The organism is Phyllobacterium sp. P30BS-XVII (assembly GCF_014138335.1).
GTDB lineage: Bacteria > Pseudomonadota > Alphaproteobacteria > Rhizobiales > Rhizobiaceae > Phyllobacterium > Phyllobacterium meliloti.
This window is the reverse complement of sequence record NZ_JACGXO010000005.1, coordinates 267,667-288,570: the sequence shown is the minus strand read 5'-3', so window position 1 is coordinate 288,570 and position 20,904 is coordinate 267,667. Positions and strand designations below refer to the sequence as shown.

21 protein-coding genes are annotated in these 20,904 nt (G+C 55.5%); 4 read left to right on the top strand and 17 right to left on the bottom strand.

Annotated elements, in window-relative coordinates:
* Window positions 1-26: 26 nt before the first annotated feature.
* Window positions 27-368: a preprotein translocase subunit YajC gene (gene yajC, locus FHW17_RS16085; protein ID WP_112524814.1), complete on the bottom strand. Its 342-nt coding sequence runs from the start codon at window positions 366-368 to the stop codon at window positions 27-29.
* 162 nt (window positions 369-530) lie between these two features.
* Between yajC and FHW17_RS16080 the strand changes: the two genes are divergently transcribed.
* Window positions 531-1,394: an ATP-binding protein gene (locus FHW17_RS16080; RefSeq protein WP_182510315.1), complete on the top strand. Its 864-nt coding sequence runs from the start codon at window positions 531-533 to the stop codon at window positions 1,392-1,394.
* Window positions 1,395-1,450: 56 nt separating this feature from the next.
* On the opposite strand, the gene FHW17_RS16075 is transcribed toward FHW17_RS16080, so the two are convergent.
* The 13 genes from FHW17_RS16075 to FHW17_RS16015 form a co-directional block, all read right to left on the bottom strand.
* Window positions 1,451-2,734 (bottom strand): M23 family metallopeptidase, encoded by a 1,284-nt coding sequence (locus tag FHW17_RS16075; protein WP_182510314.1) that lies wholly within the window; start codon window positions 2,732-2,734, stop codon window positions 1,451-1,453.
* A 144-nt stretch (window positions 2,735-2,878) separates the two neighbouring features.
* Window positions 2,879-3,532, bottom strand: a complete 654-nt coding sequence (locus FHW17_RS16070) for a protein-L-isoaspartate(D-aspartate) O-methyltransferase (protein ID WP_182510313.1) — start codon at window positions 3,530-3,532, stop codon at window positions 2,879-2,881.
* The gene (gene surE, locus FHW17_RS16065) at window positions 3,529-4,287 is read right to left on the bottom strand and encodes a 5'/3'-nucleotidase SurE (protein WP_113096219.1); all 759 of its coding nucleotides are present in this window, start codon (window positions 4,285-4,287) and stop codon (window positions 3,529-3,531) included. Before surE ends, FHW17_RS16070 begins: the two co-directional genes overlap by 4 nt.
* A 9-nt stretch (window positions 4,288-4,296) precedes the next feature.
* Window positions 4,297-5,580, bottom strand: a complete 1,284-nt coding sequence (gene serS, locus FHW17_RS16060) for a serine--tRNA ligase (RefSeq protein ID WP_113096218.1) — start codon at window positions 5,578-5,580, stop codon at window positions 4,297-4,299.
* Window positions 5,581-5,649: 69 nt separating this feature from the next.
* On the bottom strand, window positions 5,650-6,480 hold the full coding sequence (gene tatC, locus FHW17_RS16055) for a twin-arginine translocase subunit TatC (protein WP_112524804.1): 831 nt from the start codon (window positions 6,478-6,480) through the stop codon (window positions 5,650-5,652).
* Window positions 6,477-7,145, bottom strand: a complete 669-nt coding sequence (gene tatB, locus FHW17_RS16050) for a Sec-independent protein translocase protein TatB (protein WP_182510312.1) — start codon at window positions 7,143-7,145, stop codon at window positions 6,477-6,479. Before tatB ends, tatC begins: the two co-directional genes overlap by 4 nt.
* Before the next feature lie 64 nt (window positions 7,146-7,209).
* Complete coding sequence (locus FHW17_RS16045) at window positions 7,210-7,431, bottom strand: twin-arginine translocase TatA/TatE family subunit (protein WP_091877218.1); 222 nt, start codon at window positions 7,429-7,431, stop codon at window positions 7,210-7,212.
* 189 nt (window positions 7,432-7,620) lie between these two features.
* Entirely contained in the window at window positions 7,621-8,328 is a 708-nt protein-coding gene (gene scpB / locus FHW17_RS16040; protein WP_227988139.1) for an SMC-Scp complex subunit ScpB, read from the bottom strand.
* 16 nt (window positions 8,329-8,344) lie between these two features.
* Window positions 8,345-9,175: a ScpA family protein gene (locus FHW17_RS16035; RefSeq protein ID WP_091878380.1), complete on the bottom strand. Its 831-nt coding sequence runs from the start codon at window positions 9,173-9,175 to the stop codon at window positions 8,345-8,347.
* A 58-nt stretch (window positions 9,176-9,233) separates the two neighbouring features.
* Window positions 9,234-10,253, bottom strand: coding sequence for a beta-N-acetylhexosaminidase (nagZ, locus tag FHW17_RS16030; protein WP_112524800.1), 1,020 nt, complete (start codon window positions 10,251-10,253; stop codon window positions 9,234-9,236).
* 78 nt (window positions 10,254-10,331) lie between these two features.
* The gene (locus FHW17_RS16025; protein ID WP_182510311.1) at window positions 10,332-13,019 is read right to left on the bottom strand and encodes an SPOR domain-containing protein; all 2,688 of its coding nucleotides are present in this window, start codon (window positions 13,017-13,019) and stop codon (window positions 10,332-10,334) included.
* 99 nt (window positions 13,020-13,118) lie between these two features.
* Complete coding sequence (gene argS, locus FHW17_RS16020) at window positions 13,119-14,876, bottom strand: arginine--tRNA ligase (protein WP_112524796.1); 1,758 nt, start codon at window positions 14,874-14,876, stop codon at window positions 13,119-13,121.
* A 63-nt stretch (window positions 14,877-14,939) separates the two neighbouring features.
* The gene (locus tag FHW17_RS16015; RefSeq protein ID WP_182510310.1) at window positions 14,940-16,148 is read right to left on the bottom strand and encodes a deoxyguanosinetriphosphate triphosphohydrolase; all 1,209 of its coding nucleotides are present in this window, start codon (window positions 16,146-16,148) and stop codon (window positions 14,940-14,942) included.
* A gap of 158 nt (window positions 16,149-16,306) precedes the next feature.
* Here FHW17_RS16015 and erpA point away from each other — a divergent pair, with 158 nt between their 5' ends.
* The 3 genes from erpA (at window position 16,307) to FHW17_RS16000 (ending at window position 18,200) form a co-directional block, all read left to right on the top strand.
* Window positions 16,307-16,642 carry an iron-sulfur cluster insertion protein ErpA gene (gene erpA, locus FHW17_RS16010; protein ID WP_162700314.1) on the top strand — a complete coding sequence of 112 codons (336 nt, stop codon included), beginning with the start codon at window positions 16,307-16,309 and terminating at the stop codon, window positions 16,640-16,642.
* Between the two features lie 197 nt (window positions 16,643-16,839).
* Window positions 16,840-17,619 (top strand): exodeoxyribonuclease III, encoded by a 780-nt coding sequence (xth, locus tag FHW17_RS16005; protein WP_112524791.1) that lies wholly within the window; start codon window positions 16,840-16,842, stop codon window positions 17,617-17,619.
* 41 nt (window positions 17,620-17,660) lie between these two features.
* Window positions 17,661-18,200 (top strand): PH domain-containing protein, encoded by a 540-nt coding sequence (locus FHW17_RS16000; RefSeq protein ID WP_112524788.1) that lies wholly within the window; start codon window positions 17,661-17,663, stop codon window positions 18,198-18,200.
* 37 nt (window positions 18,201-18,237) lie between these two features.
* Here the strand turns inward: FHW17_RS16000 and FHW17_RS15995 are convergent, their stop codons facing one another.
* The 3 genes from FHW17_RS15995 to FHW17_RS15985 form a co-directional block, all read right to left on the bottom strand.
* Window positions 18,238-18,972, bottom strand: a complete 735-nt coding sequence (locus FHW17_RS15995; RefSeq protein ID WP_227988138.1) for a tetratricopeptide repeat protein — start codon at window positions 18,970-18,972, stop codon at window positions 18,238-18,240.
* Window positions 18,973-19,018: 46 nt separating this feature from the next.
* Window positions 19,019-19,411, bottom strand: a complete 393-nt coding sequence (locus tag FHW17_RS15990) for a hypothetical protein (RefSeq protein ID WP_162730225.1) — start codon at window positions 19,409-19,411, stop codon at window positions 19,019-19,021.
* Between the two features lie 234 nt (window positions 19,412-19,645).
* A complete protein-coding gene (locus FHW17_RS15985) occupies window positions 19,646-20,899 on the bottom strand; it encodes an OmpP1/FadL family transporter (RefSeq protein ID WP_112524782.1) in 1,254 nt (417 codons plus the stop codon).
* Between the last annotated feature and the right edge of the window lie 5 nt (window positions 20,900-20,904).

Sequence of the window (20,904 nt, the reverse complement as noted above, 5' to 3'; positions counted from 1 at the left end):
GCCTGATGCCGCCCCGTCACTATGACTTATTTCTTGTTATCGGCAACCGGTTCGCCTTTGACGCGTACATCCGACACCAATGCGCGGATAACGCGAGCCTTGACGCCCTCGCCGATTTCGACTTCGAGTTCGCCAGTATCTTCGAACACTTTCGTCACCTTGGCAACGAAACCACCACCGGTGATGATGGTGTCACCGCGGCGGATGTTCTTCAGCTGCTCTTCGCGCTTCTTCATCTGCGTGCGCTGCGGACGGATGATCAGGAAGTACATGATCACGAAAATCAGGATGAATGGCAGGATGCTCATCAGCATTTCCGGCGCACCACCGATGCCCGTTGTCTGTGCATATGCGGGAGTTACGAACATAGAGACAGTCTCCAGAGTAATTCTTGTTTGAATGATACAGAACCTGCGGAATACAATGTTTGGAATGGGAAAAGCAACCGTGCAAAATCCCGCATCCCGCTTTTCGGTTTCCCATCAACATGATAGTGGCTTGAACGCAGAAAAAACAAAGGCTTGAGAAGAATGTCCGAGGAATTGCTTGCCGATAAACTTGACCGACTGATTGCAGTGCTGGAACGGATGGCACCGCCAAAAGCGCAACCCGCCAATCTCGACGTGGCTGATTGCTTCGTCTGGAACCCGGATCATCTTGCCTTTGACCCGGTTCAGAAGGTCAATCGTGTCGACATTTCCCTCATTCGCGGCGTGGATCGTGTACGCGATATTCTCTTCGACAACACCAAGCGCTTTGCCGATGGCTTGCAGGCAAACAACGTGCTGTTGTGGGGCGCGCGCGGCATGGGTAAATCATCGCTGGTCAAAGCCGTTCATGCTTCGGTAAACGCTGCGGCGCCCGGCAATGACAATACGCTGAAGCTCGTCGAAATACACCGCGAGGATATTGATAGCCTCCCTGCCCTGATGGCGGCCATCAAGGACACAAAATATCGTTTCATCCTGTTTTGTGACGATCTGTCCTTTGATCATGACGATACATCCTACAAGTCGCTCAAGGCAGCGCTTGAAGGCGGCGTTGAAGGCCGTCCTGACAATGTCATCTTCTACGCCACATCCAACCGCAGGCATCTCTTGCCGCGTGACATGATCGAGAATGAACGCTCGACGGCGATCAATCCATCTGAAGCCGTTGAAGAAAAGGTTTCGCTGTCAGATCGCTTTGGCCTGTGGCTTGGTTTCCACAAATGCAGTCAGGATGATTATCTCTCGATGATCGACGGCTATGCTGCGCACTTCGATCTACCGATGCAGAAGGAACAACTGCACGCGGAAGCACTTGAATGGTCGACCACGCGTGGTTCACGCTCCGGCCGCGTTGCATGGCAATTCACGCAGGATCTTGCCGGGCGGCTCGGCAAAAAGCTCTGAAAAGCAAAAGGCCCGTGCATCGCTGCGCGGGCCTTTTGAATTCAAACACGAACCAATCAGGATTCGAGGAACTTCGAAGGATCAACCGGCGTCGAGTTCTTGCGAACCTCGAAATGCAGCTTTGGCGAGGTCGCATTGCCGGTCATACCGGAGCGGCCAAGTTCTTCACCGCGCTTCACCTTCTGGCCGCGCTGCACGTTCAGCTTGCTCGCATTGCCGTAAACCGTGACCAGACCATTGTCATGGCGAACGAGAACCGTGTTGCCAAACTCCTTCAGACCATCACCGGAGTAGATGACAACACCGTTTTCAGCTGCCTTGATCGGCGTGCCCTCAGGAACCGAAATGTCGATACCATCATTGCCCTTGCCGTAATTGGCAACGACACGCCCACGAACCGGCCAGCGCATCTGCGAGGCGCCGGTAGCTGATGGTGCGGATGCAACATCCTTTTCGGCATCATCGATAACCTTTTCGCTCGCCTGTGGCGGCGTGTATGGCTTTGCCTGACTATCGGCCTGCGGTGCTGCCGGAGTGGTTGCGGTCGCCGCGCTCGGGGCCACGCTTGCAACAACCTTTGGCTGCACGACTGGCGGTGTCGCGGCAGTCTTGACCTGGTCGACCGCGCCCTTGGCCTTCATGTTGTTGGCAACATTTTGCGCCATCGATGAGCTTGATGCCGGAATGGTCAGAGCCTGTCCAACACGAACCGTACCATCCTTCATATTGTTGGCCTGCTTGATGGCCTCAACATTGGTTCCCGTCTTGCGGGAGATGGCATGGAGCGTATCGCCGGTCTGTACGGTGTATGAACCGGTATGGCTTGCTGGCGACGCCGTGTTGTTGGCAATTGCCGCCGGTGCAGCTGGCTTTGTCGGCATACGTGCCTCGCGGCCATCCGGCGTTTTCAGCGAACCGGCAGACGATACAAGCGGCGGAGCCTGCACATTACCCATGGGCTGCGCCGAAGCGACCTGCTGGCGAACAGGAGCAGCACTAACGGCTGGGCGCATCGGCTGCGAGGAAACCGGCGGAAGTGCAGAGGCGCTTGCCGCACCCACTGGCGGCAGGCTGCTGCGCTGAACACCACCCGCAGGTGGAACCGCGTTGCGGTTGACCGAAGCCGTGTAAGTTGAATCAACCGGCGGCGTGTAACCCCGTGGAGCCGAATTCTGCCCCTGAATGATTGAACGCTGGTTGTCACTATAGCCGGAGCTGAAATCCGCGCTGGTGAAGCGCGACACCCCGGAACTACAACCTGCAGCCAAAGCTGCAATCATGAGAACGCTGGCATTCAGTGCCAGCCGCTGTGACGCTTTGTCTAGTACACTCAAACGCATCGCTTATCCCGCCCGTACTCAATACAAGAATATTGGACCATTAAACCGCGTTAATGTTACTCGACAGTTAAAACGCATAAAAAATTTGTAAAAGATTCACCAAGTCCATAAACGGTTGCGCCAATCCTGCGGCAAACGAGTCTGTCAGAGCGCCGTGGCAACGCCATCCAGCAGCGGCAGGAAGCGTGCAGGCATCATATCCTCACGTTCGAAACGGCTACCGATTTTGGACAGGCGCGACACCACCTGCTTGCCATCAACCGGCCCAATCGGTGCAATCATCACACCATTGGACGAGAGAAGATCGACGAACTGGCGGGGCATGCTTTCAAAGGCGGCCCAGACAATAATGCGGTCAAACGGGCCATCATGCGTCAGGCCGAGCTTGCCATCCGCATGTTTGATGAACAGGTTTTCGACCTTCAATGCCTGATGGCGCTGCTGGGCAAGTTCAATCAGCGTGCGATAGCGCTCAATGGAAAGAACGCGTCCGGCAAGCCGGGCCATGATTGCGGCGGTAAAACCTGTTCCCGTACCGATTTCCAGAACCCGGTGCGTTGGCTCCAGATCAAGCGACTTGATCAAACGGGCCTGCAAATCCAGCCCTTCCATGAACTCGCCGCACTCGATAGGCAGCATCCGGTCGCCATAAGCCACGGTTCCAAGATTGCCGGAAACAAAAGCCATGCGGGGCGTCGCTTCGAAAGCCCCCATAAGCCGCTGGTCCGACAGTCCTAAGGACCGCATACGCAGGACGAAGGCGGCAAAGCCTTCCCGTTCAGAAAGCGCAGGCTTCATGCGAAGGCGTCCTCCAAAGTCTGGCGCATTTCGTGCGCCGTCAGATCGAGTTGAAGCGGTGTAATGGAAATATAATTCGCACGGATTGCCGCCACATCGCTGTCAGGCGCAGGCTCATCCTTGCCACGGCCATAACGCAGCCAGTAATAGGGCAATCCACGTCCGTCCTGCCGTTCTTCAATGGTTAAACCGTGGGAAAGCTTGCCCTGAGCTGTCACGCGAACACCGGCCAGTTCACCACCGCTGCAGCTGGGGAAATTCACATTCAGCAACACGCCCTTGGCAAGTTCGACGCCAAGCAGTTTTTTAAGCAGAGCCGGAGCCCGCTGTTCAACAATTTCCCATGGCAGAATACGCGCGCCGCCATTCAGATTATATTCCTGCGACAAAGCGATGGAATTGATACCAAGCAAGGTGCCTTCGATAGCCGCAGCGATGGTCCCCGAATAGGTCACATCGTCGGCCGTGTTCGAACCGGAATTGACGCCTGACAGGATCAGATCCGGTGCTTCCGGCATCAAATGCCGCACGCCCATAATCACGCAATCCGTTGGCGTACCACGCACGGCATAGTGGCGATCATCAATCTTGCGCAGGCGCAGCGGTGTTGAAAGTGTCAGCGAATGCGCAAGACCGCTCTGGTCGGTTTCCGGCGCAATCACCCAGACATCGTCGGAAAGCTGGCGGGCAATGCGCTCAAGAACAGCAAGACCTTCCGCATGAATACCATCATCGTTGGTCAGCAGAATGCGCATCGCCCTCTCCTATGCAGCTTTTTCGATTCGTTTCAGTCCACCCATGTAAGGCACAAGTGCTTCAGGAACCGTAACGCTGCCGTCCTCATTCTGATAATTTTCGACAACAGCAATCAACGCACGACCGACAGCCGTGCCGGAACCATTCAGCGTATGGACAAAGCGCGTCGACTTCTCACCCTCGGGCCGGTAACGCGCATTCATACGGCGTGCCTGAAAATCACCGCAGACCGAGCAGCTGGAGATTTCGCGGTAAGCCTTCTGGCCGGGAAGCCATACTTCCAGATCGTAAGTTTTCTGCGCGCCGAAGCCCATATCACCGGTGCAAAGCGTCATGGTGCGGAACGACAGATCAAGCCGCTTCAACACTTCCTCGGCGCAAGCCGTCATCCGCTCATGTTCAGCAATGGAGCTTTCAGCGTCAGTGACCGATACAAGCTCAACCTTCATGAACTGGTGCTGGCGCAACATGCCACGTGTATCACGACCAGCTGAACCCGCTTCCGAACGGAAACAGGCGGTCAGCGCGGTCATGCGGATCGGCAGATCGCGAATATCGAGAATTTCTTCTCGAACCAGATTGGTCAGCGGCACTTCGGCGGTGGGGATCAGATAGCGGCCTTCCGTTGTCTTGAAGAGGTCTTCTTCAAACTTTGGCAACTGTCCGGTACCATAAAGCACGTCAGCATTGACCAGCAGCGGCGGGTTGACCTCCATATAGCCATGTTCCGTCGTGTGCAGATCAATCATGAACTGGCCAAGTGCCCGTTCCAGACGCGCCAACTGGCTCTTCAGAACGGTAAAGCGGCTGCCGGAAAGCTTGGCTGCCCGTTCAAAATCCATGTAGCCGAGATTTTCACCGATCTCGAAATGCTCTTTCGGCTCGAAGGAAAAGTTCTTCAGGTGGCCAACACGGCGCGTTTCGACATTGCCGCCTTCGTCCTTGCCAACCGGAACACTATCGAGCGGAAGGTTTGGAAGCACGGCCAGCGCATCGTTCAATGCCCGGTCAAGCTGACGCTCTTCCTCTTCGGCAGACTGCAGAAACACCTTGATATCAGCAACTTCAGCCTTGAGGCGGTCAGCCGTCGCCTGATCCTTGGCACCCATCGCCTTGCCGATCTCCTTGGAGGCGGCATTGCGGCGCTCCTGAGCGTCCTGCAATTTGGCAATGTGCTGCCGGCGCTTTTCATCCAGCTCGATCAACCGGGACGACTGAGCTTCAACACCCCGTTTAGCCAGAGCTGCGTCAAGCGCTTGCGGATTCTCGCGTATCCATTTGATGTCGAGCATGGGAATAAAGCCGTCTTGGAATAGTCGTTGGAATGAGGACGTGATTGTCCGGCGAAACCGATAGCCGCGTCAGGAAGAGATATCGCTATCACTGGACCCTGATTGTGCTTCAGCTTCAGCAGCTTCACGCTTTTTCTCGATCAGACGCGCCATCCAGATGGAAACCTCGTAGAGAAGGATCGTCGGGAGTGCAAGACCGATTTGGCTAAGCGGGTCCGGCGGCGTGATAACAGCCGCAACGATAAAAGCGATGACAATCGCATATTTGCGCTTTGATCTCAGGCCTTCATAACCCACCAGCCCTACCCGGGCCAGCAAAGTGGTGACAACGGGCAGCTGAAACACAAGACCAAAGGCGAAGATCAGCGTCATGATCAGGCTGAGATATTCCGAAACCTTCGGCAGCAGCGAAATTTGCACTTCGCCCGCACCGCCAGCCTGCTGCATGGCAAGGAAGAACCACATGACCATGGGCGTAAAGAAGAAATAGACCAGTGCGCCACCCATGAGGAAAAGCACTGGTGACGCGATCAGAAATGGCAAAAACGCCATCCGTTCGTTCTTGTAGAGCCCCGGCGCTACAAACTTGTAAATCTGCGAAGCAATAACCGGAAACGCCAGTACAATACCACCAAACATGGCGATCTTGACCTGCGTGAAGAAGAACTCCTGCGGCGCCGTATAGATCAGCTGTGCCTTGGCTGGATCAAAACCAGCCCAACCAACGGCCCACTGGTAGGGAATGACCAGAAGGTTGAACAATTGCTTGCCGAAATGGAAGCAGACCAGAAACGCCACAAAGAACGCCAGCAATGCCCAGATCAGGCGGCGGCGCAGTTCAATGAGGTGTTCGATCAGCGGGGCTGAGCTTTTGTCAATTTCGTCATCGGCCTTGCTCAAGATTTTGTCCCCGTATCGCCAGCTTTGCCAGTGGCACGCGGCTTCGTCGTTCTTTTTGCCGGAGCCGCCTTCACAGGCGCTTCTGCTTCTGTCTTGGCAGCAGGCGTGGCTTTAACCACCGTTTTGGCAGGCGTTGCCTTGGTCGCAACTTTTGCCGGAGCCGCCTTGGCTGGCGCAGCTTTTGTGGCTGCCGTCGCCGCCGCCGGTGCTTTTTCAGCAGCGGCCTTCGGCTTGGCAGTCCGGCCCGGCTTCTTCGGCGTTGTGGCGGTCATCAATGGCGCAACAGGCTCCATCACCTGCGGCTGCACTTGCGTAGCACCCGGCGCAGAAGGGTCCGGAATAGCAAGATTGTCCTTGGCTGCCGTTCCCGCATCTTTCAGTGTCGAGCGCAGGTCTTCGCCGATCGTGCGGACAGGATCGAAAACCTTGCGAATATCATTGCGCGGATCGAGGCTTTTGGCATCATTGATGATATCGCGCACGTCATCGAGTTCGGCTTCTTTGAGAGCCTCATCGAACTGACGCCGGAATTCACCGGCTGTGGCGCGAAACTTGGCCGTTGCCTTGCCAAAGGCACGCAGCATTTTCGGCAAATCCTTGGGCCCGACCACTACGATCAAGACGATCACGATCACCAGGATTTCCGACCAACCAACTTCAAACATTCATCATGCTCCAGCCACGACGCGGCAACGAGGCCGCGCGCAGGACAACGCTATTATGTGCCACTCAGGACTTTGTTGTCTTTTCCTTGGTGGAATTCACCGGCTGGCTCGTCTGATTGTCGATCGTCTTGGAATTGTCAGCCGTATCGTCGTCGCTCATGCCGCTCTTGAAATTCTTGATGCCCTTGGCAACGTCGCCCATCAATTCAGGAATCTTGCCACGACCAAAAACCAGAAGCACGATCGCCAGAACGATCAACCAGTGCCAAATTGAAAAACTACCCATCTTACCCTCGCATTCGCTCAACAGTTTGAGCTGATCTATGCCTTTTCCCCGTGCTTTTCAAACACAAGTGCATAATGTTGTTTCACATTCATGTTTGTTCGGCGCAAGTGCGAAGTGAAATCTTCGTCACGAATTTTGCAAACAGGCATGTTCGCGCCAGCATCGCGCATAAATGTGGCAAATAAAAACTCAATCGTTCTCGACGCGCGGCGTCAAAAGTCCAAGCTCTTCCAGATCGATATCCGTCAAGGGGTCCTCATCCTCGGTCAGCTCATCAGGGTCGTTGACCGGAACCGGAATGGCAAAATTGGCAGGCATGCGCGCTGAAAGAAGTCCAGCACCGCGCAATTCATCGATACCGGGAAGATCGCGCACTTCCTGCAGACCGAAATGATCAAGGAACGAAGACGTCGTGCCATAGGTAATCGGTCGACCCGGCGTGCGCCTGCGGCCACGGAACTTGATCCAGCCCGTCTCCATCAGCACATCAAGCGTGCCCTTGGATGTTTCAACACCGCGAATATCTTCAAGCTCGGCTCGCGTAACCGGCTGGTGGTAGGCGATGACTGCCAGAACTTCGAGAGCCGCACGGGACAGCTTCTTTTGCTGCACCGCCTCGCGGTTCATCAGGAAGGCAAGGTCAGCGGCGGTTCGAAACGCCCAAGCACCACCAACCTGCAGAAGATTAATGCCGCGCTTGGAATAAACAGATTGCAACTCACCGAGCAGCGCCGGAACGTCAACCCCTGATGGCAGGCGCTCTTCCAGCGCCCTCACCGTCACCGGCTCGGCAGAAGCAAACAGAATGGCTTCCGCCATCCGCAAGGCTTCGGAGACTGGAATAGCCGATGTCCATTCCGCCTCTCGCAGATCGCTTTCATCATTGTCGGCTTGCATAAGCAAAGGACCATTGTCAGCCATTGGCCACATCCCTCATCGTTGTGAGCGGAGGCTGCCCTGTCTTTTCCGCTGGCCGCGGCGCCCTGTCGCGCAGGAAAATCGGCTTGAACGCACCGGTCTGCTGAATTTCCATATGCCCTTCCCGCACCATCTCAAGGCTGGCGGCAAAGGAACTGGCAAGCACTGTCGCGCGCTCACTCGGCGAAGCAATAAATTCAAGCAGATACTGGTCCAACGCCGTCCAGTCTTTCATCTCACCGATGAGCCGCATCAGGATCGTCCGCGCATCTTTCAGCGACCAGACACTGCGGCGCGCAATCTGCACATGGGAAATGGCCTGCTTCTGCCGCTGCGAGGCATAGGCGGTCAGAAGTTCGTAAAGCGTTGCCGAATAAATATTGGTCTGATCAACGATGACAGCCTCAGGCATGCCGCGCGCAAAAATATCGCGGCCAAGGCGGTTGCGGTTGACGAGTTTCGTCGCCGCGTCGCGCATGGCTTCCAGCCGCTTCAGCCGGAATTGCAACGTTGCGGCCAGTTCCTCGCCACTCTCGCCCTCATCGCCAGGGGCTTTCGGGATCAGCAATTTCGATTTGAGGTAGGTCAGCCATGCGGCCATAACCAGATAATCGGCGGCCAGTTCAAGCCGCAGAGCCTGTGCCTGACGGATGAAGATCAGATATTGCTCAACAAGAGCCAGAACGGAGATACGCGCGAGATCGACCCGCTGGTTGCGCGCCAGATGCAGGAGCAGATCGAGCGGGCCTTCAAAACCCTTGATATCGATCAGCAGCGACGGCTCGCTCAGGCCGCGATCCGATGTGCTTTCCCACAGCGCCTCCATGGGTGCTGCGGTCGTGCCATTGGTTTTCTGTTCCGTCGCCGTCAAATCTCTCTCGCTTCTATGCCACCGCTTCGAAGAAACGCTGGAATTCTTCCCGGATTTCAGCCTCGTCTGAGGCATCCGGTTTCTTTGCATATTTGAGTGCCCGCTGCGCCCGCTCCAGCGCTTTACCGCCTAGTTCAGGCGTACAGGAGGCAACCGCCGTCATTTGTTCCATAATACCGTGGCAATGAAGCACGATATCAAGGCCCGCCGCAAAGATTGCTTTGGTCCGATCGAAATAATCCCCAGAAAGTGCATTCATCGACACGTCATCGCTCATCAGCAGCCCGTCAAAGCCTATATGGCCCCGGATGATTTCTTCCACCACCTTGCCTGAAGTCGTCGCCGGGTTCTTCGGATCAACGGCCGAGAAGATCACATGAGCGCTCATTGCCATTGGCAAATGCGCCAAAGCGCGGAACGGCGCAAAATCATGTTCCGCAAGCTCTTCAAGCGGCGTTGTTACCGTTGGCAGTTCATGATGTGTATCGGCAAAAGCACGTCCATGCCCCGGAATGTGCTTCATCACAGGCAGCATGCCGCCAGCCACCAGCCCTTCAGCCGCCGCCCTGCCCATCGCCGTGACGATCTCAGGATGCTTGCCATAGGCACGGGTGCCGATCACGTCATTGGCGCCTTCAACGGGAACATCAAGAACCGGGAGGCAATCCACATTGACACCAAGCTTCAACAGGTCAAACGCATGGAGCCGTGACAAAAGCCATGCGGCCCGCAGCCCGGCTTCCTCATCCTGTTTGAACAGGGCACCCAATGCGGAACCTGCAGGATAATTCGCCGCCAGTGGTGGGCGCAGGCGCTGCACGCGTCCACCTTCCTGATCGATCAGCACGGGAGCTTCGTCGCGCCGCACCAGATCGCGCAGATGGGCGGTTAAATCCTCAACCTGCGCCGCTTCGCTGACATTGCGGGCAAACAATATAAAACCCCATGGGCGCTCGTCGCGAAAGAACGCGATTTCGTCAGGGGTCAGTTTCAGACCGGATGTACCGGCAATCCATGCTTTTGATTCGCTCATATCAGAAGTCTACTGCGTTGATGCAAAAAAGGAAAAGGCGGCCAATGGCCGCCTTTGTCCGGTTAAGGTGAGTATAGCTTACTGCGTGACGAAGCAGCTGCCACCCGCCGACTTGAACTTGGTACACAGATTAACCGCTGCGTCCTTGGTTCCGGCAGGAATGCGAACCCGGTAGAATGTGCCCTTACCGGCAATCTCGGCCTGCTTGATATCGACACCGCGACCGGCAATCACACCCGGATAGCGCTGAGCCAGGGATGCGTAGGTCTTCTGTGCGCCTTCAGCTGTTGGCTGTGAGGCAACCTGGATCAGGTAACTGCCCGGAGCAACAGCCGATGCGACCTGCTGAGGCTGCGCTGCCGGCTGCGCGGTTGCCTTCTGCGGAGCAACCCGGTCGACAACGTTCAGCGGCTGGTCAGCTGGACGATCAACGACAGGGGCATTCCTCGGCGAGACAGACGCAACGGTTTCAGACGTGATCTTCTTCGTCTCAACCGCCTTGGCTGGAAGCTTGCCGGAAGCCGGAGCCTGCGGTTTGGCAATCAATGGCTCAACCGCGGGCTTGGGCGTGGCAGGATTGCTGGCGGCAGCGAGCGAGCCGATCTGATCATTGCCGTCAGGCATCGCATTAACAGGAGCCGGAGCAGCGGCGGCGACTGGACGCGCTGCGGGTGCAGCAGCCGGACCCGAGCTGACAGGATCGGCGGCCTGCGGAATGGCAGCAACCATCGTACCGTCAGGTTTCACGACCATGGTCTGAACCTTGCGCGGTGCAATTGCGTTGTTCGGCTGCGCCTGCTGGTCGGTGGAAGCAACATTGGCGGCAGCAGGATCAACCCGTTCTTCGGCTTTGTTGCCCGCTGTATCGTTCATTGCCACATCTTCGTCTTCATCGGCAGCGGCAAGATCAACAGGCGCTTCCTGCGTGGTGACGAGTTGCTGCTGCTTTGGCGGCGAAGTGTCTGCCGTCGCACCCTTTTCATAGACAATCTTGTCCTGAGCAGGAGCAGTCGCGTTGGCAGTGGTTTCAGGCTGAACCTTGATCGGTGCTTTGTCCGCCATGATCACAACGGGGGTTCCACCGGAACCACCCATCCACTTATAGGCGGCGGCACCGGAAACGGCGATGAGAACGGCCGCAGCCACTGCACCCGGAACCATAAAGCTGCGTTTGCGGCTTGCCGGTTGAGCATAGTTTGTTGCGGCCATCCCGACATCGTCACGCTTTGGATCGTAGCCAAAGTCCATATCGTCTTCGGGGCCATTGCTATAATTGCTGGCAACCGGACGTGCCTGATGGGCGCTGGCTGCTGCCACACCGGCAGCTGCTGCCGCGACACCAGCTCCGGCAATGGCGTAATTTGCCGGGGCATGGCCAGTCTTTTCTGCCTCATTGCCAAACACATCGGCAAAAATATCGGCATACTCATCCTTGGGTGCTGCCGTTGACTGCGGCTCTTCCTGCGGCGCGGCATAGGCAGCGCGAGGATCTTCCGCCTCGATCGAGCCGAAAACTTCAGCGAATTCTGTTTCCAGTTCGCCCATGCCATTATGCTGCGGAGCATCGTCTTCGTAATGCACTTCAGGCAGATCGAGAGATTCCGTATATTCAACCCGGCTCTCTGTGACAGCCATCGTATGAACATCCGGCGCCGACGCGATGGATGACGCTGCGCGATCCAGTTCATCCGCATAACCGCTCAAATCCTGCGGCTCCGGCAGATGATGGGCCTCAATCGCAGGTTCCGGCGCAAAAGCAACCGGCTGATGAACAGCCGCGTAGGACTGAACAGGGCTCTGATAATGGGGAAGTTCTGCGTCCTCAACCCGGGCTTCCGCCTGTGGTTCGGCTACAGCTTCATCCTCGATATCATCAGGCACTTCGAAATCATCAAAAGCAGCCATCAGCTCTTCGGTATCAAAATCATCAAGCGGATCATCCTGAACCGGTGCTGATTCCTGCACCTGAACCGGCTCATCGGCAATGGGAGCCTGATAAGCGGCTGGTTCGGGCACATAGGCTGGCGCTGCTACGGGAGCAGGCTGCGCGACGGGCGCTGTATAGGATGTTGCCCGGCTGATGATGGGAGCGGCTTCAGTGCGGCCGACAACCGGCGCCTGCGAGCCATAACCCCATGATGCGTTGCCAGAACGCTGGGTCACAGGCTTTGCAGAACCAGCAAGCAGCGTCTCCAGCTCATCCTCAAGGCTGAGCGATGGTGCGGCAACGACTGGGCGCTCTTCTGCATAAAGAGCAGCAGGCTCTACGCTCGGCGCAGGCGTTGGCTCTGGAGTGAAACTGGCAGGTTCGTGCGCATCGGCGCCCTCACCTGCTTCACTGTCCACATAGGCTGCTTCCGGCTCGTAATCGGCGTAATCAGGTTCTTCGTAGATTGCCACCGGTTCGGAAATTACCTGACGGACAGGTTCAGCGACATGATGTGAATGGGAAGGTTCCTCATCCGACATCAATTCCCGCTCTACCGCATCCTGCAGATCGAAATTCGCAAAAGGGTCCTGCGCAGCTGCAGGATGGTGATCATGCACGGCTTGCGCAGGTTGGGCAGCTGCTGCCTGTGGGTGCTCGTCAAAGTCACCCATGAGCTCGCGCTCCAGATCCATGGCAAAATCCTCGCTGGAACCGGTCGCAGAGTTCTCCTCTTCCTCGGGCGTTCCCATAATACGGGAAAGCTCCATCAGAGGATCGTCATTACCGATTCGCGAATCATCCTGCCGGTGAGAACGCTGAAGATAGTTGTCCGCCATGGCGTTAATCCTGTACTCTCAACTATGGACGTCAAAAGACGTCACGCATTGGCCATACCAGCGCAATGTGGGCAAAAGTTGACAGGATTTCTACGCCTTTCAGCGCATTTCGGTTGGGGCGTCCGCACCAATGATAGACAATCCGGACGTCAAAACCTTAGAAACAACCTGAACCAGCCCTAGCCTGGCTTGGGACAAGTTTGGATCGTTAACCTTAATAAAACGTAAGTCCGCGTTTTCGGTTCCTTTATTCCACTGCGCATGCAGCGAACTTGCGAGGTCATAAAGGTAAAAAGCCAGTCTGTGCGGCTCCTGATGGATGGCGGCTGTTTCAATCAAGCGCGGGTATTCGGCGAGCTTGCGAATGAGCGCAATTTCGCTTTCATCCGTCAAAAGACCGAAATGCTGCGCACTTGCGGCAAGTGATTCTTCGCCCATGCCGAGCTGTTCAATCGCCTGCCGGAACACTGAATGGCACCGGGCAGAAGCATATTGAACGTAGAACACCGGGTTATCCTTCGAGTGCTCCGTAACCTTCGCGAAGTCGAAATCCAGTGGCGCGTCGTTCTTCCGGTACAACATCATGAACCGGACAGGGTCCCGCCCCACCTCTTCCACCACATCGCGCAGGGTCACGAACTCGCCTGACCGTTTCGACATCCGCACAGGCTCACCATTGCGATAGAGCTTCACCAGTTGGCAAATCAGCACCGTCAGCTTGGCCGTACCGCCGGAAACCGCGCGCGCCAGCGATTCCAGCCGCTTGACGTAGCCGCCATGATCCGCGCCGAGCACATAGATCATTTCATCGAAATGCCGGTCATACTTGTCCTTGAAGTAGGCAACGTCAGCCGCAAAATAGGTGAACTGCCCGTCGGACTTCACCAATGGCCGGTCAATATCGTCGCCCACATCGGTCGAGCGGAACAGGGTCTGTTCCCGATCTTCCCAATCTTCAGGCAATTGGCCCTTGGGCGGCGGCAGCTTGCCCTTATAGACATGGCCCTTCAACGTCAGATCATTGATCGCCGACCGTATCTGCTTGGCATTATCGGCATGCAACGTCCGTTCGGAGAAAAACACATCATGATGCACGTTGAGCGACGCAAGATCGTCCCGGATCATGGCCATCATTGCATCGATGGTCCGGTCCTTGATGATCGCAGTTGCTTCCTCTTCCGGCATTGCCAGAAGCTTTGTTCCGTAATCGGCAGCAAGCGCCTGCCCCACCGGCACAAGATAATCGCCCGGATAAAGCCCTGACGGAATATCGCCGATATGTTCACCGAGCGCTTCCCGGTAGCGCAGCATCACCGAATTGGCGAGCACATCAATCTGCGCGCCCGCATCGTTGATGTAATATTCCTTGGCGACATCATAACCGGCAAAGGACAGAAGGTTGGCCAGCGCATCACCCACAACCGCACCGCGGCAATGGCCGACATGCATCGGTCCTGTCGGATTGGCCGAAACGAACTCGACATTGACCCGGTGGCCATAGCCAAGCTTCGAGCGGCCATAATCGAGACCTGTAGCCAGCATGCCAGCCAGTTGCCTGTGCCAATAGGTATCTTTCAGGCGCAGATTGATGAAACCTGGCCCAGCGACATCAACAGAGCCGACATCAGGGTCATTTTTCAGCGCATCGCCGATCTTGACTGCCAATTCGCGCGGATTTTGACCAACGGCCTTGGACAGAACCATGGCAGCGTTTGTCGCGATATCACCGTGGCTGGGATCGCGTGGCGGCTCCACGCCCACGCGCGACAGGTCCGCATCGGCGCCATCAATGGTTTTCAGTTCAAGCGCTTGCAGGGCTTTCTTAATCCGCGCGTCGAAATCGGCGAAGATGTTCATGACGTTATACTCGATCGGGTTTTTCAAATTGATACGGCCTTTTGACCGCGATTGGCCCTCCGCTTAAGCCAATTCGGGCGTGTGGTCAAACAAGCGGCGATGCTCGCGCACAGCATAGGTGTCGGTCATGCCGGCCAGAAAATCGGCAACAAGCCGTGCGTGGGCCGCCAAACCGTCCTGTTTCTGCCCGTCGCGCCAGCCTTCCGGCATGGTCTGCTCATCGGCCATATAGGCATCAAACAAATCTCTCACAATTTTGTCAGCGGATTTTCGAATGCGCACGACGCTCTCGTGAAAGTAAAGGTTCTTGTACAGGAATGCCTTGAGCAGCTTTTCCTTCTCACGCATGGCGTCAGAAAAGCCAATCAGCATACGCCCTGCATTGTGGATATCATCAACAGTTTGCGGCTGCAGCGCATCAATGTTGGATTGAGCGGTCCGGATAACATCCTCCACCATGATGGTGATCTGCCGCCGGACAATCTCGTGCGCAGTGCGAACCTCATCCAAAACAGGATATTTCTCCCGTACCCCGCGCAAAATGTCACCGGTCAAAGGCACATCCTCAAGGGCATCCAGTGACAACAGCCCGGAGCGCAGACCGTCATCAATGTCATGTGCATTATAGGCAATATCATCGGCAATGGCCGCACACTGCGCTTCAAGGGAAGCATAGCGGCCAAGTTCAAGGTCATATTGGCTGTTATATTCGACAATAGCCGCAGGAACGGGATGTTTGAGCCCCTTACCGTCCGTATCCGTGAGCGGGCCATTGTGCTTCACCAGCCCCTCGAGCGTCTCCCATGTCAGATTGAGCCCATCAAACTCCGCATAGCGTTTTTCCAGATTGGTGACGATACGCAATGACTGGGCATTGTGGTCAAAGCCGCCAAAATCCATCATCCGCTCATTCAGCGCATCTTCGCCCGTATGCCCGAACGGTGTATGACCAAAATCATGCACCAGAGCGATGGCCTCTGCCAGATCTTCATCAAGCCGCATCGACCGCGCCAAAGCCCGGGCAATTTGGGCGACCTCAATCGTGTGGGTGAGACGGGTGCGGTAATGATCCCCCTCATGGGCAATAAAAACCTGTGTCTTGTGTTTTAGCCGCCGGAAAGCCGTGGAATGGATGATCCGGTCCCGGTCACGTTGAAAGACCGTGCGCGTCGGACTTTCGTTTTCCGGAAAGAGCCTGCCGCGACTGTGCTGTGGATCACAGGCATAAGGTGCCCTCTCCCTGTATCCGAAGCCAATTCCCTGCATCGACATGATTGAATTGAATGCCTTTCATTTTGCAACCACTGCGGTCGTTGACTTCGCGGTCGCCAATTCTTAGCTATGGTGTATGATGAATGGCAAGGTGTGACATGACAATGTCAACTTAAGCCGGAGCGCGGCGAACTTGTTCGCATTTGGAGCGTGATGAAATGAGTGATGCAATGAATGTTTCCGTATCCGATGCCGCAGCAAAGCGCATTTCGGCGATTCTGAAATCCGATCCCGACAAGACAGCCCTGCGCATTTCTGTCGAAGGTGGCGGGTGCTCAGGCTTTTCCTATAAATATGATCTCGTCGATGCACAGGACGCCGATGATATCGTCATCGAAAAGCTGGGCGCCAAGGTTTTGATCGATTCGATCTCTCTGCCCTATATTGGCGGCTCCGAGATAGATTTCGTCGATGATCTGATGGGACAGTCTTTCCAGATCCGCAACCCCAATGCGACGTCATCCTGCGGCTGCGGAACCAGCTTCTCCGTATAAGCAACCATTTCTACCGTTTGATAAAGGCCGCCTTATGGGCGGCTTTTTGTTTTTGCGCTGTATGTCAGGAACATGTGCAGCACGGCTCACACTTGCCACCTCGCCGCTTGACCCGCTGGCGGGCGGGCGCGTATCTTCTGCGCAGGATCAATATCGATCTCCGTGCAATCAAAAACCCAGCAAAGTCGTTGTTTCCCATGAAAATTGTCACCTGGAACATCAATGGCGTGAAAGCGCGGATCGAAGTCCTGATTGCCTGGTTGCAGGAGTCCAATCCTGACATCGTCTGCCTGCAGGAAATCAAATCCGTCGACGAACTCTTTCCGCGTGCCGAGATCGAGGCGCTGGGCTATCACATCGAAACACACGGACAGAAGGGCTTCAATGGCGTTGCCATCCTGTCAAAAAAGACGCCTGACGAGGTAACGCGCGGTCTGCCCGGCGATGATACCGATGAGCAATCGCGCTTCATCGAAGCGGTATTTTCAACAGAAACCGGCGCCATCCGCGTCGTTTCGCTCTATTTGCCCAATGGCAATCCCATTGATACGGAAAAGTTTCCCTACAAATTGCGCTGGATGGAGCGCCTCGAGCGTTGGGCCGAAAGCCGGCTTGCGCTGGAAGAGCCGCTGGTTCTCGCGGGTGACTACAATGTCATCGCCGAACCAAAGGACGCCAAACATCCCGAAGCGTGGGTCAATGATGCCCTGTTTCAACCGGAAACGCGGCAGGCATTCCGCCGTCTGGAAAATCTGGGTTTCACGGATGCAATCCGTTCAGTCACCGATGAGGCCGGTATCTATACGTTCTGGGATTATCAGGCTGGCGCTTGGCAAAAGAATAACGGCATCCATATCGATCATCTGATGCTATCGCCTGAGGCAGCCAACCGGCTTGAATCCGCAAGCATTGAAAAACATGTCCGCGCCTGGGAAAAGCCTTCCGATCACGTTCCTGTTGCAATTTCCCTGATTTGATTGAATTTCTAAGCTTGGGAACATTCGGCAGGGGGTGGAGAATGATCGATCAGGCTTTTGCAGGCCGTCTTCTGAGTGGCGAACGCATTCTGTGGCAGGGGCGGCCCAGTCAGGGTATCCTTTTTATCTCACGCGATATGTTTGTCATTCCGTTCAGTCTTTTATGGTGCGGTTTTGCAATTTTTTGGACAATCGGAGCAACAAACACAACCGGAGGCGGACCTTTCCCTCTCTTCGGTCTGCTATTTGTTTGCATCGGGCTCTATTTTGTCTTTGGCCGGTTTCTGGTCGATGCCTGGGCGCGAAGCAGCATGTATTATGCGGTGACGGATCGGCGAATACTGATCATCCGTTCGCGGCCGACCAACAGTTTCACCGCACTTAATATCGCGCAACTGTCTGAAGTTGATATCAATGAAAGAGCTGATGGGCGTGGCACCATATTGTTTGGTCGACCTGCATACGGGGATTCCCGGAATACGACCAGCATGTCACCGGCATTCGATCACACGCCGCAGTTTCTGGCAATTGAAGATGCGCGCCGCGTCTTTGATTTGATTCAGAAGAAAATGGCACCCTGACGGGATAACGGGCCTGAATAACTCAGGTAAAGCCCGATCAGAAGTCGCCGGTTTTGATGATATCTTCGGCCAGAACGATGGCTGTGCGCCGGTCCGCTTCATCAGCGATAGAAAACGCCTGTTCCTGAATATCGCCAATCCAGACACGATCCTGTTTGGAAGCCCGCTCGAAAGCAGCGGTCATCATGGCCAGCCCGCGCACGGTCTTGCCAGCCTGAAACAGGAGGTTTCCGAGCATGGCCTGCGCGCCCGCATGGCCCTTTTGGGCGGAAAGACGGAACCAGCGCGCCGCCTGATTGGGGTTGGGTTGACCACCCTCGCCCTTCATCAGCATTTTGCCAAGTTCGAACTGGGCAGCGGGGTCGCCAAAATTCGATGCGGCCTGCAGATAGAGATCGCGCGCTGCGCCGGGATTGGAACGAATTGGAGAGTTCGGAATGCCGCGCTTTACATAACCGGCAAGTGCGACGAGCGCATCCGCAACGTAGCTCTCGTTCTCTGTACCCTGATCAGCGCCTTCATGAATGACCTGCTCGAACATCTTATAGGCTTCATAGTCGTCTTCCTTGACGCCATCACCTTCCGCATACATGCGGGCAAGCTTCCAGTTTGCGCCCTGATGACCCTTTTCCGCGGCAAACCGTAGCGCTTTAACAGCCTCGTCCTTGTGGCCGTTCTTGTAAGCAGAAAATCCGAACTTGAAGAGATCGAACGGGCTTGAATCCTCGTTCATCTCTTTACCTGCATCAAAGGCGTGGCATGGCAGCGTCATGACACTCAATGCAAGGCCAATCCCAAACATGGGGGCTGCGAAACGATCAATGATGAACATGACAGTACACTTCCCTTGTCCGGAACGCGTGCGTCGCAGCATCGCCGCGCTCAGCACATCTCGTCAGGACCTGATATTTGGCGACGCCCGCAATCGTGCGGCTCGCCTTCCAATTTGTACCAGCCAGTGCTGTTCGCGCTGCTAGTGTTGTTACCGAGAAATATTGCACATCATTCCAGCGATCGTTTGACCGCATTCCGGCAATAGTACGGCCGGTTACATTTGAATCTGGTGTGCAAGAAAGAATGGAATCGTAGGGGCTGCGCGTCAGTTCCGACATCGCGTAACGGCTATCTGTATAAGCCAGAAGGATCGGTTTTGCGTCCATCATTACCCCGTGCGGGATATCGGCACCATTGCACGATATATCTTCAACCACTTATCGGTCGCCGCCCTATCGAGGTGCTCCGGGTTTGTGGCGCAAAATGGGCAAAATTGCCCCTTGCCTCCGCCTTGCAAATCATCGCTCAGAAGTGTTGCTGAATCGTCACAAAACGTAATGGAGAATTTCTTACTTTTAGGACGACGCGCTTCGCACTGCACAACAAACCAGGGCCTGAATACTAAAAAGCCCGGTACGAATACCGGGCTTTTCTGTTCAATCTTTGGTTGATCAGAACTTCAACTTGCCCGAGAGCGAGACTGCAGTCACGAGATCATCACCGAAGTCATATGAAGCATCCGTACCGCATTTCTTTGTGGCATTCGGGCAGCTCGTCGGGCCGTAGGAACCGGAGGTCAGCATGCCGATCGCGCCACCCAAACGAATTTCAACATTCTTATTAGGCGAATAGGCAACACCACCGGAAAGCAGATAGGTATCGGTCTGAGTTGTCAGGCCTGTTGATGTGCCACGATCCCAGCTAACCTGCAGCTGGCCACTCCACTGGTCGTTAAACTTGTGACCGACACCACCAGTAACTGTCCAGCCGTCCTGGAACATCAGATCAAGCGACGTGGCCCGTGCTGGCGAAGCTGGTCCGCAGGCAATTTTTCCCTGCGTAGCGGTAGGGCAGAAAGCGATGACGTTGAGAACACTCCAGTCAACCCATTTAACCGAGCCATAGGCCAGCCAGCCCGGTGCGAAACCGCTCTGCAGCTTGAATTCAACCGACTGTGGCATGGTTGCAGTGCCGTAAACATTGGTGATCTTGCCACCGATGCCGGGTGCCAGCGGCGACTGCGTCAGATCAAGCGTCCCGGTTACTGTACCCAGATCAACTTCTGAGTTGTAAATCAGGCTGGCGCGCAGTGCGATTTCTGGAATTTCGTAGGCAGCACCAATGCGCCAGCCAACGCCATTGCCTTCCAGATCAAGACGGCCTGTGCCGTCGAAACGACCTGGGAAGCCGGGATGAACCTGACGTTCCTTGAAACCGGAAACTTCCTGATAGGAGACACCACCGATAATGCGGAAGTCGCCTTTTTCACCGACGTTGAATTTGTAGGAACATGTCAAACCCCAGTCTTCACTCTTGACCTTGGTTTCGATGTTCTGATTGACGCCGGCCCAATTGTTGCCTGGGTTGGTGTGAACGCCCCATGGCTGGCTATAGGTGCCCAAGCAATCAAGATCGGGTGTAATGCCAACCTTCGCGCCAAACTTATAAACCGAATAGTCAGGCGTTTCGTTTGCGGACTTGCTTTTGTTATTGTTGTTGCCATCGCGTGGATCAGTATCCTTCGCATTCTTGATCTTGCGATCAGGCATAACGTAGATCACGCCACCTTCGGTCGCAAAACGCTCTTCACTGAAGAGGAGATCCCAGTTGTAACCACCGCGCTCAAGGCCCCCGGCCTGAGCAGCAGTAGCAACACTTGTCAAAAGAAGCGCGCCGCCGATGATTGTGGAAATAGTCTTAGTCATTAAGT

Coding starts and splice junctions, on each gene's coding strand:
- scpB (WP_227988139.1), bottom strand. CDS start 8,328: ATGCAAGCCGACAATGATGAAAGCGATCTGCGAGAGGCGGAATGGACA.
- tatB (WP_182510312.1), bottom strand. CDS start 7,145: ATGTTTGAAGTTGGTTGGTCGGAAATCCTGGTGATCGTGATCGTCTTG.
- FHW17_RS15985 (WP_112524782.1), bottom strand. CDS start 20,899: ATGACTAAGACTATTTCCACAATCATCGGCGGCGCGCTTCTTTTGACA.
- xth (WP_112524791.1), top strand. CDS start 16,840: ATGAAAATTGTCACCTGGAACATCAATGGCGTGAAAGCGCGGATCGAA.
- FHW17_RS16045 (WP_091877218.1), bottom strand. CDS start 7,431: ATGGGTAGTTTTTCAATTTGGCACTGGTTGATCGTTCTGGCGATCGTG.
- FHW17_RS16070 (WP_182510313.1), bottom strand. CDS start 3,532: ATGAAGCCTGCGCTTTCTGAACGGGAAGGCTTTGCCGCCTTCGTCCTG.
- surE (WP_113096219.1), bottom strand. CDS start 4,287: ATGCGCATTCTGCTGACCAACGATGATGGTATTCATGCGGAAGGTCTT.
- argS (WP_112524796.1), bottom strand. CDS start 14,876: ATGAACATCTTCGCCGATTTCGACGCGCGGATTAAGAAAGCCCTGCAA.
- serS (WP_113096218.1), bottom strand. CDS start 5,580: ATGCTCGACATCAAATGGATACGCGAGAATCCGCAAGCGCTTGACGCA.
- FHW17_RS16025 (WP_182510311.1), bottom strand. CDS start 13,019: ATGGCGGACAACTATCTTCAGCGTTCTCACCGGCAGGATGATTCGCGA.
- FHW17_RS15995 (WP_227988138.1), bottom strand. CDS start 18,972: ATGACGCTGCCATGCCACGCCTTTGATGCAGGTAAAGAGATGAACGAG.
- FHW17_RS16035 (WP_091878380.1), bottom strand. CDS start 9,175: ATGGAGGCGCTGTGGGAAAGCACATCGGATCGCGGCCTGAGCGAGCCG.
- FHW17_RS16080 (WP_182510315.1), top strand. CDS start 531: ATGTCCGAGGAATTGCTTGCCGATAAACTTGACCGACTGATTGCAGTG.
- FHW17_RS16000 (WP_112524788.1), top strand. CDS start 17,661: ATGATCGATCAGGCTTTTGCAGGCCGTCTTCTGAGTGGCGAACGCATT.
- FHW17_RS16075 (WP_182510314.1), bottom strand. CDS start 2,734: ATGCGTTTGAGTGTACTAGACAAAGCGTCACAGCGGCTGGCACTGAAT.
- FHW17_RS16015 (WP_182510310.1), bottom strand. CDS start 16,148: ATGTCGATGCAGGGAATTGGCTTCGGATACAGGGAGAGGGCACCTTAT.
- nagZ (WP_112524800.1), bottom strand. CDS start 10,253: ATGAGCGAATCAAAAGCATGGATTGCCGGTACATCCGGTCTGAAACTG.
- erpA (WP_162700314.1), top strand. CDS start 16,307: ATGAGTGATGCAATGAATGTTTCCGTATCCGATGCCGCAGCAAAGCGC.
- yajC (WP_112524814.1), bottom strand. CDS start 368: ATGTTCGTAACTCCCGCATATGCACAGACAACGGGCATCGGTGGTGCG.